Origin of the sequence: Sinorhizobium sp. 22678 (assembly GCF_052044265.1) — a bacterium.
GTDB lineage: Bacteria > Pseudomonadota > Alphaproteobacteria > Rhizobiales > Rhizobiaceae > Sinorhizobium > Sinorhizobium meliloti_A.
Genome location: NZ_JBQEMS010000010.1, coordinates 75280 through 88249, shown reverse-complemented (window position 1 = coordinate 88249; position 12970 = coordinate 75280). Strand labels below are relative to the sequence as shown.

The following is a 12970-nucleotide window of genomic DNA, read 5'->3' as shown; positions in this document are numbered from 1 at the left end:
AATCACCGCGATCCGCTTGGAAGTAGTCGAGGTAAATGCGCGCGGGCGATCCAGATGGCGGCGAAGGCGGAAAATCGTAAGGGACGCGGGAGACTCTGGAGGAGAGCGGCGTGGGGCGCGGCCGCAGCGCTTATGCTGCTGCCCTTGCTCGCAATGCAAGTCACGGAGGAAGTGGCCTGGGATGTCGCCGATTTCGCTGTCTTCGGAGCCATGCTGATCGCCGCAGGCGGCGTCTACGAGGCGTCGGCGAGGTTCTCTGCCGGCAACGCATACCGCGCAGCCATCGGCCTTGCGCTGGCGACAGCATTCCTCCTGGTGTGGGCGAATCTCGCGGTCGGCATCATCGGGACCGAGGATGACCCCGCCAACCTCCTCTATGGCGGGGTGCTGGCGTTCGGCATCATCAGCGCCTTCATTGCGCGCTTTCAGCCGGCCGGAATGGCACGCGCTTTCTTCGCAACCGCGCTCGCGCAGGCGCTGGTCGCCGCGGTCGCGGTAGCCGCAGGGATGGGTTACCCGGCAAGTCCGCCGCTGGAGGTCCTTGGCGTCAATGCCTTGTTCGCAATGCTCTGGGTCGCATCGGCCTTGTTGTTTCGGAAAGCGGCGCAGGAAAAACCTCCCGCGAGCAGGGCGCCGTAGCTCAGCTCTCCAGCCTTCTTCGCCGATCTCGAGGGCATTTCAATTAGGTCCAACGCAAGTCAGGCAGGATCTCTGAGCCTGAAAACCCTGCATGGCTCTCCGCTTGCGGCTTCGGGAGCACCCGGTCGCCGCACGATCAACCCGTCGGACTGCGCGAAAACGCTGACCATGGACGAATCCTGCCGCGGGAAGGGATGCGCCACGAGCGAACCGTCCGCCTCGAGCGTGAGGCGGGCACGTATATAATCCTGGCGCCGGTCATTGGCCGGTAGCGTTGCGGCAAGCCGTGCATCGACCAGTCTCGAACGGGGCGGAAGATGCGAAAGCTTGCGCGTCAAAGGCTCGAGGAAGAGCAGGGCGCAGACGAGGCTCGAAACCGGGTTTCCGGGAAGGCCGAGCACCGTGACGCCGTCGAGATCGCCGACCATCAGCGGTTTTCCCGGTCGCATGGCGATGCGCCAAAAGTCCAGCGTCATGCCACAGCCGAGAAGCGTCGACTGGACGAGATCGTGATCGCCGACCGAGGCTCCTCCGAGTGTTACCAGCACGTCCACCTGGGCTGCCTGTGCCTTGGCGACGGCGCTGGCGATCGCCGTCCGATCGTCGCCGACAATGCCGAGATCAAGAACTTCGGCCCCATTTTCGCGGGCAACCGCAGCGATCCCGAAACTGTTGGAAGCGATGATCTGGTCGGGGCCGAGGGTACTTCCCGGCGGCAACAATTCGTCGCCCGTGGCGATGATTGCAACCTTGGTTCGCGAGAAAACCGGCAGGTCCTGATGATTCATCCCGGCCGCGAGCGTCAGGCGGCCGGCATCGAGCGCGCTTCCGGCGGAAAGCGCGACGTCACCTGCCAGGAAATCCTGGCCCGCCAAACGGATGTGGCGGCCCTTTGCCGGCGCAAACAGGGTGCGGATGCGTCCGTCCGGCAGTTTTTCCGTGTCTTCCTGAATGATGACGGTATCGGCGCCTGCAGGTACCGGCGCGCCGGTAAAGATGCGTACGGCTTCCCCGCCTTTCACCTCGCCGCGGAAACGGTGTCCTGCGGCCGACTGGCCGATAACGGAGAGCTCCGCTCCGACTTCGGAGATATCCTCGTAGCGGACGGCATAACCATCCATCGCGGAATTGTCGAAAGGGGGGTGGGTCAGCTTGGCCGCTACGTTCTCGGCGAGCACCCTTCCGAGGCATTCATGCAGCGAAACGCGCTCCGTCCGTTGCAGCGGATTGGCCCTGGCCAAAATCCTCTGAAGTGCTTCCTCGACCGAAAGAAGCGACATCAGCGCATCTCTCCCCCGCGGTGATAATCGCCGGAACGCCCGCCCGACTTGCTGACCAGCCGCACCCCGCAGATCTCCATTTCCCGGTCAGCGGCCTTGGCCATGTCGTATATCGTCAGGCAGGCTACGCTGACGGCGGTCAACGCCTCCATTTCGACACCCGTCCGTCCGGTCAGCTTCGCCATCGCTTCGACCCGCAATCCGGGAAGGGCGTCATCCGGCGTAATATCGACGGACACTTTCGTCAGCATCAAGGGATGGCAGAGCGGAATGAGGCTGGATGTCTGCTTGGCGGCCATGATGCCCGCCAGCCGGGCGGTCGCGATCACGTCGCCCTTCTTGGCAATTCCTTCGCGAATGAGTGTCAGCGTCTCCGGCTTCATCCTGACGAAGCCCTCCGCGACAGCGATACGGACCGTCTCGGCCTTGTCGCCGACATCGACCATGCGGGCTTCGCCGGCGCTGTCTATATGGGTGAGGGTCGGCCCGCTCATCACTCTGCCGCCAGGATATTTGCCGAGCCGGTCAGCAGCGCGCGCGTCGCCGCCTCCACGTCGTCCTTCCTCATCAGGCTTTCACCAACCAGGAAGGTCGTAATCCCGTTCTTCTCGAGGCGCCGGCAGTCTTCGTGGGTGAAAACGCCGCTTTCGCCGACCAGGAGACGGTCTGAGGAAACCATTGTCGCGAGCCGTTCGGAGACGGCGAGGTCGACCTCGAACGTCCTGAGATTACGGTTGTTGATCCCGACGAGCGGCGATGACAGGCGAAGTGCTCGCTCCATCTCCTCCGCGTCGTGTACTTCGACGAGGACATCCATGCCGAGTGCAAACGCGGCTTCTTCCAGCCGGCGCGCATCATCGTCGCCAAGCGAAGCCATGATCAGCAGTATGCAATCGGCGCCCCAGGCGCGCGCTTCGAAAACCTGATAGGTGTCGAACATGAAGTCCTTGCGCAGAGCCGGCAGCGGGCAGGCCTCGCGTGCCTTCGTCAGGAACTCCGGCGCCCCCTGGAAGCTCGGCGCGTCGGTCAGGACGGAGAGGCAGGCAGCGCCGCCCGCGGCATAGGCCTTCGCCAGTTCCGGAGGGTCGAAATCGGGCCGGATCAAACCCTTCGAGGGGCTCGCCTTCTTGATTTCGGCGATCAGCCCGAACTGGCCTTTTTCCCGCCGGGCCACAAGCGCGGCGTGGAAACCGCGCGGCGCCGACTGATCGGCGGCCCGCGCCTTCAACTCTTCGAGCGGCACGCGCGCTTTCGCAGCGGCGATCTCCTCTCGCTTATAGGCTTCGATGCGGCGCAGGATGTCCGTCATGTCTTCTCCTCAAGCCGCGTTCGAGACGGTGATCAACCGCTGCAAGGCGACCTTGGCACCGCCGCTCGAAAGCGATTGCCGGGCCAGCGCCATGCCTTCGGACAAGTCCCTGGCGCGCCCTGCTATCATCAGCGAAGCGGCGGCATTCGCAAGGGAAATGTCCCGGTAGGCATTTTCCGCGCCGTCGAGAACGGCCTGCAACGCAGCGGCATTGTGGGCTCCGTCTCCGCCCTTCAAGGCATCGAGCGACACCCGTTCGAGGCCGAAATCGGCCGGCGTCAGGTCGAAGTTGGTGATCGTGCCGTCCTTCAGCGCCGCCACTTTGGTCACGCCGGTCGTGGTGATCTCGTCGAGCCCTTCGCCATGCACGACCCAGACGCTTTGCGAACCGAGATCGCGGAGCACTTCCGCGAGCGGGTCGACCCATTGCGGCGCATAGACGCCGACGAGCTGCTGTCTGACGCCGGCGGGGTTGGCGAGGGGGCCGAGCAGATTGAAAATGGTCCTCGTGCCAAGTTCCACCCGCGTCGGGCCGACGTGGCGCATGGCCGAATGGTGCTGCTGGGCGAACATGAAGCCGAGACCGGCCTCGGCAATGCAGCGCGAGATTGTCGCGGGTCCGATCTCGAGATTGACCCCAAGGCAGGAGAGCGCATCGGCCGTTCCGGACTTCGAGCTGAGCGCGCGGTTGCCATGCTTGGCGACCGGTACACCGGCACCCGCGACGATCAGCGCGGCGAGTGTGGAAATGTTGTAGGTACCGGCACCGTCGCCGCCCGTGCCGACGATGTCGATCGCACCGTCAGGCGCTTCCACGGGCAACATGCGTGCGCGCATGGCGCCGACCGCGCCCACGATCTCGTCGACCGTTTCGCCACGCACCCGGAGCGCCATCAGAAAACCGCCGATCTGCGATGGCGTGGCGGCTCCGGACATGATGATCTCGAAGGCCGCGCGCGCATCCTCGCGACTCAGTGCCTCGCGCGCTGCGACTTTCGCGACGAACGGTTTCAAATCACTCATGGGTTCGCTTCTCCGTCGTCACCGTTGCGCCAGGGCCGTTTCGGCAAGCGACTGGTTGATCGAAACGCCGTAGGCGGTTTGCAAGGTGGAGACCATCTGATCCAGGATGTCGTCACCGCTCGCGCGCGCAATCGCTTCGATCTGGCTGCTGTCGTTGTCGAGGGCGTCGGCAGGCGCTTTCTCTTCGACCGATGTAACCTGCATGAGCACCTGGCCATCGCCGCCGATCCCCGGGGCATTGGCGACATGGCCGTTCGGGCCGCCGAAGGCCGCGATCACCGCGGCAGGGCTCAGACTCGCATCGTTGGTCCCGCGGGTCAGCCCGGTCTTGGTCTCGACGACAAGGCCGAGTTCGCTTGCGATATCGGCGAGCTTGGCGCCCTTCTCGATGCGTTCCTTGAGTTCCTTCGCCTTGGCGGCCAGTGCCGCGCGCTGCTGCTCCGCAGTCCAGTCGGCGGCCACTTCGTCGCGCACTTCGTCAAGCGTCCGGTCCCGGGCCGGAATGATTTCCTCGACATCGTACCATGCGGAGCCGTCGCGCCCGATATTGACGGCAAGGGTATCCGTTCCGACATCAGCCTTGAAGACTTCCTGGAGAAGGGCGCGCGGTTCCGGAAGGTCCTTAACTTCGTCGCCGTTTTGATCCTTGCCGGAAGCGTCGACCGCGTCGACCGTGACGAGCTTGAGCTTCAGCTGTTCGGCGATCTCCTTGACGGTCACGCCGCCGGCGCGTTCATCTTCGATCTTGTCATGAAGGCCGACGAGCTGCTCGCGGGCGGCGTCGAGGGCGATTTCCTTGCGCAGTTCTTCCTTGACTTCGTCAAAGCTGCGAACCGCATCGGGCCGGATGTTGGTTACGCGCAGGATGACCGGGCCGAATGCACCTTCGACGACGGGCGTGGTGCCGCCATCCTGGGCAACGGCAAAGGCTGCGTCGGCAATCTTTGCGTCGGGCATGCGATCCTTGGTGAAGTCGCCGAGGAGTACATCTGCCGACGTCTTGCCCTCGGCCTTGACCAGATCGTCGAAGGACGTGCCGGCCGCAAGCTTGGCGGCCGCGGCGTCGGCGGCCTCGCGCGACGGGAAGGTGAGCTGCTCGACCGTCCTCGTTGCCGGCGTGCGGTAGCTCTCCTTGCGCTTCTCATAATCGGCGCGAAGCTCTTCCTCCGTTACCGCGTCGGGTGCGGCCAGGTCCTCGGGCTCCAGCTTGATGTAGCTGATCTTGCGGTATTCCGGAGCGCGATAGTTCGCCTTGCGGCTTTCGAACCAGGGCGCGAGCACCTCGTCGCCCGGCGTTTTGACCGCATCGATATTTGCGTTGGAAAGCAGCAGATAGTCGATCGTGCGCGTCTCGTGACGGTAATTGCCAATGGCGTCGACGAGTACCTTGGGCGCCGTGTAACCATCCGTGAGCGCATCGACGATCTGCGATCGAACCGCGACCTGGCTGCGGTTGTTGATGTAATCCTGCTCGGTCAGCCCGGCATTGCGCAGCACGCTCGAAAATGTCAGCCGATCGAACTGCCCGTTGACGCCATGGAAGGCCGGGTCTTCGCCGATCAGCCGCGCAAGCCTGTCTTCCGAAAGACCGAGATTCATGTCGGTAGCGAGCTGGTCGAGGGCGGCACCGGCGACGAGCTGGGCGTAGACCTGGTTCTCGACGCCAAAGGCTTGTGCCTGCTGGCGCGACAAAGGCGTACCGAGCTGGCGCGAGAGCAGGGCGATCTGCCGTTCGTAAGCCAGGCGAAAGTCGCTCGCCGATACCTTGATGTCGCCGACGGTAACGACAGCATTGGGAGTGCTTGGCACCATCAACGTCTGACCACCCCACACCATGAATGAGAGGATGAGAAGGGCCAGCAGGCCTTTGACGACCCGGGTCTGGGCAGCGTTTCTCAGGGAGTCGAGCATGGGGGCAGAAAACCTCGTTGGGATGCGTCGGCATTACGCCGAATGAATTCGTTCCTTAGAACAAACCAGAGAGGAATTGAAGGCCGGTTCGTCGCAAATTGCCGCCGGCGGAGTTGAACTTGCCACCCCATCACCATGACAGCGCGCATCAGGGCTGCAGGGGCATTCAAGAGCAAAGGCTGCAAAAGGCGCTAACGACGAAGGCAATGTCGGAATTTGTTAGCCGGCAACTTAAAGCGAGCTGCAAATTAGGCGTTGGAAGCGCGCCCCACTGTGGCAAACTGCTGGGAATCGTTTTTCGATACTCGACCGGGACTTTCGATCCGTCGGCCATTACGGGAAATCACCTCCATGCAGTCCACGATCGTGATGGTCAATCTCTTTGGTGCAGTTGCGCTGCTGCTCTTCGGCCTGTCGCTGGTCAAGGACGGGGTGACGCGTGCCTTCGGGGCGCGCCTGCGCGCAGGTCTTGCGCGCGGAACGAACGGTCCCTTCCGGGCTTTTGCGACGGGGCTCGTCGCAACGCTCGGGCTCCAGAGTTCGACGGCCACGGCACTCATGACGGCCTCTTTCGTCGAGAAGGGGCTCATCCGTTCGCAGATGGCGCAGATCGTGCTGCTGGGGGCCAATGTCGGCACCGCGATGACGGCCTGGATCGTCGCACTCGGCATCGGATGGCTTTCGCCGCTGCTCATCCTCGCAGGCGTGGCCACCCACCGCATGAGCCGGTCGAGCGCGCGCCAGGGCGCCGGCTACGCGCTCGTGGGCATCGGTCTGATGCTTCTGTCGCTCGAACTGCTCGGCACGGCGACCGAGCCGATGCGCCAATCCCAGGCTCTGGGAGCGTTTCTCGGCATGCTCGACAACGCCTTGCCCGTGGCGATGATCATTGCCGCCGGTCTTGCGTTTGCGTCATCGTCCAGCCTCGCCGTCGTCATGCTGGTGCTGTCGCTTTCATCCGCCGGCGTACTTTCTCCCGTATTGACGGTCGCTCTGGTGCTCGGTGCCAATCTCGGTGGCGCGATCCCGCCGGTCATCACCACGCTCGGCTCGCCGCCGGCCGCCCGCCGGGTCACGCTGGGCAACCTCGTGGTGCGCGGCATCGGCTGTCTCATCGCCCTTCCGGCGGTTGGCGCCAGCGCCGACTTCCTGCAGAGCCTGCCGTTGCCGCGGCAGAACCTGCCCGTCGACGTTCACCTGCTGTTCAATCTGGTGCTGGCGATGGTTGCCTGGCCCTTCGCGGGGTTGCTCGCCCGCACCATGAACCGGTTCTTCCCCGACGACGAAGCGGCCGAAACCGGGCCGCGCTACCTCGATGAGGCGGCGCTCGATACGCCGGTGATGGCTCTTTCCGGCGCTACGCGAGAGGTCCTGAGGGTGGGCGACCTGATCGAGGTCATGCTGATGCGGGCCTCCGAGGCGTTCAGCAAGAATGATGTCAACGAATTGGGCGATATCGAGAATATCGAGCGGCAGGTCGACCTCCTGCAGCAGGAAGTGAAAATCTTTCTGTCCCGGCTTGGCCGCGATGGCTTGAACGAGGAGGACGGGCGCCGTTCGATCGTGATCATCGACTATGCCATCAATCTCGAGCACATGGGCGACATCATCGAAAAGGGTCTCTGTGAACAGATCGCCAAGAAGGTGAGGGGCGGCTTGCGGTTCTCGGAGGATGGCTATCAGGAGCTGAAGGGCCTTTTTAACCTCACCATCGACAATCTGCGCATCGCGCAGACCATCTTCGTCACCCGCAATGCCGACCTGGCGCGTCATCTCATCGAGGTCAAGGTCGACGTGCGGCATATGGAGAAACGCTCCGCAGAGCGCCACCTGGAGCGGTTGCGTGATGGCCTTCTGGAAAGCCTGCAAACCAGTTCGCTGCACCTCGACATGCTGCGGGACCTGAAGCGCATCAACGCGCACATCGCCTCCGTCGCCTATCCCATTCTGGAGGAGAGCGGCCTGCTCACCGAAAGCCGTCTGCGGCCGCCGGGCTGATATCATACGGTTTGAACCGGATTAACGCGACGTGATTGTGCGAATTATGGTTCTCGCAATATGTTGCTGATAGGAACGCGCAAAAAGCGCGCGGGCAGGCGCGAGACGCCGCGTCGGAAAAATGTCCCGAGAGGGTATCAAGGAGATCAGAGTATGGAACGGACTTGCCTGGCGATCATCCTGGCGGCTGGCGAGAGCACGCGGATGAAATCGGCCATGTCGAAGGTGCTGCATCCGGTTGCCGGGCGACCGATGATCGCCCACGTCGTCGACGCCCTGGCGAGTGCATCGATCTCCGATGTGGCGCTGGTCGTCGGGCGCGATGCGGATGCCGTGTCTGCAGCGGCGGCTACCGGCGAAGTGGCCGTCACGTCCTTTCTTCAGAAAGAGCGACTTGGGACCGCCCACGCCGTGCTTGCTGCCCGAGATGCGATCGCTAGAGGCTATGACGACGTTCTCGTTGTTTTCGGAGACACGCCGCTTATCACCGCCGCACCCTTGAAGGCTGCCCGCGACGGGCTTGCGGCCGGAGATGACGTCGTGGTGATTGGCTTCCAGGCGGCGGACCCGACCGGATACGGGCGTCTCATCGTGAAGGATGGAGCGCTGGTCGCCATCCGAGAACACCGGGACGCCTCCGACGAGGAGCGCCGCATCACCTATTGCAATGGCGGGCTGATGGCGATCGACGGCCGCAAGGCCCTCGATCTCCTGGACCGGATCGGCAACGCCAATGCGAAAGGCGAATACTACCTGACCGATCTCGTCGAGATCGTGCGGTCCCTCGGTGGCCGTGCAATCGCTGTCGAAGCGCCCGAAGAAGAACTCACCGGCTGCAACACCCGCGCCGAGCTTGCCTATATCGAGCGCCTCTGGCAGCAGCGCCGTCGTCACGAACTGATGCTGGCGGGCGTGTCGATGATCGCACCCGAGACCGTCTTCCTCTCATGGGACACCACACTTGCCCAGGACGTTCTCCTCGAGCCGAACGTCGTCTTTGGGCCCGGCGTGCGCGTGGAAAGCGGTGCGGTCATCCACGCCTTCTCCCATCTGGAAGGCGCTCACGTCCGTGCCGGCGCTACGGTCGGACCTTTCGCGCGCCTGCGCCCGGGCGCCGACCTCGGAGCGAAGTCGAAGGTCGGCAATTTCTGCGAGGTGAAGAACGCGGAGATCGGTGCCGGAGCCAAGGTCAATCACCTCACCTATATCGGCGACGCCTTCGTCGGCGCCGGATCCAATATCGGCGCCGGTACCATTACCTGCAACTACGATGGCGTGAACAAGCATGTCACCCGCATCGGCGCGAACGCCTTCATAGGCTCCAATTCGTCGCTCGTCGCTCCGGTTTCGATCGGCGACGGGGCGCTCGTGGCGTCCGGAAGCGTCATCACGGAAGACGTGCCGGAGGATGCGGTCGCTTTCGGCCGTGCGCGCCAGGACATCAAGCCCGGCAGGGCGCCCGTATTGCGCGAGCGCTACGAGGCGGAAAAGGCAGCCAGGAAGCGGGCAAAGGCCGCGGAGTAGACGCATTAAATATTGAAACTGAAAGTGAAATCAAAACGGATTGCGTCGCGACGCAATTTCGCTACCAAGGCTTTCAACGGGCACCTGCGGCGCCGCGCGCTTGCCAGACGCGCAATGATCGCTGCGGCATTTTAGGGTTGCTGCATATTCCTGTCCTTGAGCCGGTACGACTCGAGGAAACATGCAGTGGTCGTTACTTTTGAGCTGATACGCCGCAGGGCGTGAAGAGACGCGGAGAGGGATATGTGCGGGATTGTTGGCATCGTCGGGAATCAGCCGGTATCGGAGCGGCTGGTCGAAGCATTGAAGCGCCTGGAGTATCGCGGCTATGATTCGGCCGGCGTCGCGACGATCGACGGGGGAAAGCTGCAGCGCCGGCGCGCCGAGGGCAAGCTGGTCAACCTCGAGAGCAGGTTGAGAGAGGAGCCTCTGGCGGGCACCATCGGCATCGCCCACACGCGCTGGGCAACCCATGGAGCACCCACGGAACGCAACGCCCACCCGCATTTCACCGAAGGCGTCGCCGTGGTTCACAACGGCATCATCGAGAATTTCGCCGAGCTCAAGGACGAGCTTGCAGCAGCAGGCGCCGAATTCCAGACGGAGACGGACACCGAGGTCGTCGCGCATCTTCTGGCAAAGTTTCGCCGGGACGGCCTTGGGCGGCGCGAGGCGATGCATGCCATGCTGAAGCGCGTCAAGGGCGCCTACGCACTGGCCGTCCTTTTCGAAGACGATCGGTCGACCATCATGGCGGCGCGCAACGGACCGCCGCTGGCGATCGGCCACGGCAACGGCGAGATGTTCCTGGGTTCGGACGCGATCGCGCTTGCGCCCTTCACCAATGAAATCACCTATCTCATCGATGGTGACTGGGCCGTCATCGGCAAGACCGGGGTCCATATCTTCGATTTCGACGGCAATGTCGTCGAGCGTCCGCGCCAGATTTCGACGGCTGCTGCCTTTCTGGTGGACAAGGGCAACCATCGCCATTTCATGGAGAAGGAGATCTACGAGCAGCCGGAGGTCATCGCCCATGCTCTCGGGCACTATGTCAATTTCATAGAGAATCGTGTCGTTCCGATTTCCGACGCCATCGATTTCGGCAAGATCCCGAGCCTGGCGATCTCTGCCTGCGGCACCGCTTATCTCGCCGGCCTGATCGGCAAATACTGGTTTGAGCGCTATGCCCGCCTGCCAGTCGAAATCGACGTCGCATCCGAATTCCGCTACCGCGAGATACCGCTGTCGCCGCAGTCGGCGGCTCTTTTCATCTCACAGTCAGGCGAGACCGCCGACACTCTGGCGTCCCTGAGATATTGCAAGGAGCACGGCCTCAAGATCGGCGCGGTCGTCAACGCCCGCGAGTCGAGCATCGCGCGGGAATCCGACGCCGTCTTTCCGATCCTTGCGGGCCCTGAGATCGGCGTCGCCTCGACCAAGGCCTTCACCTGCCAGCTTGCGGTTCTGGCCGCACTCGCCGTCGGCGCGGGCAAGGCCCGCGGGACGATCAGCGACGAAGAGGAGCAAGCGCTCGTAAAGAGCCTTGCCGAAATGCCGCGCATCATGGGTCAGGTGCTGAACAGCATCCAGCCGAAGATCGAGAGTCTGTCGCGCGAACTGTCCAAATGCCACGACGTGCTCTATCTCGGCCGCGGCACCAGCTTCCCGCTGGCAATGGAAGGGGCGCTGAAGCTCAAGGAGATTTCGTATATCCACGCCGAAGGTTACGCCGCGGGCGAGCTGAAGCACGGACCGATCGCCTTGATCGACGAAAACATGCCCGTCATCGTCATCGCGCCGCATGACCGCTTTTACGACAAGACGGTATCGAACATGCAGGAGGTGGCCGCGCGCGGTGGCCGCATCATCCTGATAACCGACGAGAAAGGTGCGGCCGCGTCGAAGCTCGATACGATGCACACGATCGTGCTGCCGGAAGTCGACGAGATCATCGCGCCGATGATCTTCTCATTGCCGGTCCAGCTTCTCGCCTACCATACGGCCGTTTTCATGGGGACCGACGTGGACCAGCCGCGCAACCTCGCCAAATCGGTGACGGTCGAATGATCATCCGACCGGAAACCGCGGGCGATGCCGAGACGATCCGGCAGATTACCGAGGCGGCTTTCGCCGGGCAGCCCTATAGCGACCAGACGGAGGCCCGGATCATCGACCGACTGCGCTCCGAGGACGCCATGACGCTTTCCCTCGTTGCCGAGGAAGAGGGCGAGGTGATCGGTCACATCGCATTTTCGCCTGTCACGATCACCCCGTTCGCGGTCGGCTGGTACGGGCTCGGCCCAGTGTCGGTGCGACCGGATCGGCAAGGACGCGGCACGGGGAGCGCACTTGTGCGGCGCGGGCTCGACATGCTGCGCAAAGCGGGGGCTTCAGGCTGCGTCCTCGCGGGCAATCCGGCCTTCTACGAGAGATTCGGGTTCCGCAACGAGCCTGCTCTTGTTTTTCCGGGTTGTGCGCCGCAATATTTCATGGCTTTACCCTTGTCGGGAGGACTGGTTTCCGGCACCGTCACTTATCATCCCGCCTTCGGAGCGGACTGACGGATCGATGGCAACGGCATGACGGAAAGTTCCAAAAGCGGCATCATCGCGGCCCGGCTGCGCAACTACTTTCTCACCGGGCTTATCATCTGCGCGCCGCTGGCGATCACGGTGTGGCTGGTCCGCTCCTTTATCGAGTGGGCCGACGGATGGGTGAAACCGTATCTGCCGAGTTTTTATAACCCCGATAATTATCTGCCGATCGCGATCCCGGGTTTCGGGCTGCTCGTCGCCGTAGTAGTCATCACCCTGGTCGGTTTCCTGACCGCAAACCTCGTCGGACGTTCGATCATCAACTTCGGCGAGTCGCTCCTCAACCGGACGCCGCTCGTCCGCTCCATCTACAAGTCGCTGAAGCAGATCTTCCAGACCGTGCTGCAGGACCAGTCGTCCTCGTTCAAGAGGGCGGGGCTGATCGAATATCCAAGCCCCGGGCTGTGGTCGCTGGTCTTCATCGCCACCGATGTGAAGGGCGAGATCGCCGCCAGGTTCGACGAGCGCGGCATGGACATGGTGACGGTCTTCCTGCCTCCGACGCCGATCCCCACCGCCGGCTTCCTGCTCTTCGTGCCGCGCGACAAGATCATTCCTCTGCAGATGAGCGCCGAGGATGCTGCGAAGCTGCTGATCTCCGGAGGCCTCGTTGCGCCGGATTACAACCCGCTGGCCAATGCGCCCCCGCGTGCGATCAAACAGCAGGAGAGCGTATGAGGTTCCGGGAG

At 63.2% G+C, this 12970-nt stretch carries 11 protein-coding genes; 6 read left to right on the top strand and 5 right to left on the bottom strand.

Going from position 1 to position 12970, the window contains the following annotated elements; all coding sequences use genetic code 11:
• Positions 1-48 precede the first annotated feature (48 nt).
• A complete protein-coding gene (locus tag ACTJKL_RS16615) occupies positions 49-639 on the top strand; it encodes a hypothetical protein (protein ID WP_440853409.1) in 591 nt (196 codons plus the stop codon).
• Positions 640-698: 59 nt separating this feature from the next.
• On the opposite strand, the gene ACTJKL_RS16610 is transcribed toward ACTJKL_RS16615, so the two are convergent.
• Genes ACTJKL_RS16610 through ACTJKL_RS16590 form a run of 5 tightly spaced genes read right to left on the bottom strand, consistent with a single transcriptional unit; the run spans position 699 to position 6162 of the window.
• Positions 699-1919: a molybdopterin molybdotransferase MoeA gene (locus tag ACTJKL_RS16610; protein WP_440853338.1), complete on the bottom strand. Its 1221-nt coding sequence runs from the start codon at positions 1917-1919 to the stop codon at positions 699-701.
• Entirely contained in the window at positions 1919-2413 is a 495-nt protein-coding gene (moaC, locus tag ACTJKL_RS16605) for a cyclic pyranopterin monophosphate synthase MoaC (protein ID WP_440853337.1), read from the bottom strand. Before moaC ends, ACTJKL_RS16610 begins: the two co-directional genes overlap by 1 nt.
• On the bottom strand, positions 2413-3228 hold the full coding sequence (trpC, locus tag ACTJKL_RS16600) for an indole-3-glycerol phosphate synthase TrpC (protein ID WP_440853336.1): 816 nt from the start codon (positions 3226-3228) through the stop codon (positions 2413-2415). Before trpC ends, moaC begins: the two co-directional genes overlap by 1 nt.
• Positions 3229-3237: 9 nt before the next feature.
• Complete coding sequence (gene trpD, locus ACTJKL_RS16595; protein ID WP_440853335.1) at positions 3238-4251, bottom strand: anthranilate phosphoribosyltransferase; 1014 nt, start codon at positions 4249-4251, stop codon at positions 3238-3240.
• Positions 4252-4269: 18 nt separating this feature from the next.
• Positions 4270-6162, bottom strand: a complete 1893-nt coding sequence (locus tag ACTJKL_RS16590) for a peptidylprolyl isomerase (RefSeq protein ID WP_440853334.1) — start codon at positions 6160-6162, stop codon at positions 4270-4272.
• 351 nt (positions 6163-6513) lie between these two features.
• On the opposite strand from ACTJKL_RS16590, the gene ACTJKL_RS16585 reads away from it, so the two are divergent.
• The 5 genes from ACTJKL_RS16585 (at position 6514) to ACTJKL_RS16565 (ending at position 12959) form a co-directional block, all read left to right on the top strand.
• Positions 6514-8160 carry a Na/Pi cotransporter family protein gene (locus ACTJKL_RS16585; RefSeq protein WP_100673224.1) on the top strand — a complete coding sequence of 549 codons (1647 nt, stop codon included), beginning with the start codon at positions 6514-6516 and terminating at the stop codon, positions 8158-8160.
• Between the two features lie 153 nt (positions 8161-8313).
• A complete protein-coding gene (glmU, locus tag ACTJKL_RS16580; RefSeq protein WP_018094979.1) occupies positions 8314-9684 on the top strand; it encodes a bifunctional UDP-N-acetylglucosamine diphosphorylase/glucosamine-1-phosphate N-acetyltransferase GlmU in 1371 nt (456 codons plus the stop codon).
• A 243-nt stretch (positions 9685-9927) separates the two neighbouring features.
• On the top strand, positions 9928-11754 hold the full coding sequence (gene glmS / locus ACTJKL_RS16575; protein ID WP_100673226.1) for a glutamine--fructose-6-phosphate transaminase (isomerizing): 1827 nt from the start codon (positions 9928-9930) through the stop codon (positions 11752-11754).
• A complete protein-coding gene (locus ACTJKL_RS16570; protein WP_100673227.1) occupies positions 11751-12248 on the top strand; it encodes a GNAT family N-acetyltransferase in 498 nt (165 codons plus the stop codon). Before glmS ends, ACTJKL_RS16570 begins: the two co-directional genes overlap by 4 nt.
• 18 nt (positions 12249-12266) lie before the next feature.
• A complete protein-coding gene (locus ACTJKL_RS16565) occupies positions 12267-12959 on the top strand; it encodes a DUF502 domain-containing protein (RefSeq protein WP_003537698.1) in 693 nt (230 codons plus the stop codon).
• Positions 12960-12970: the final 11 nt, after the last annotated feature.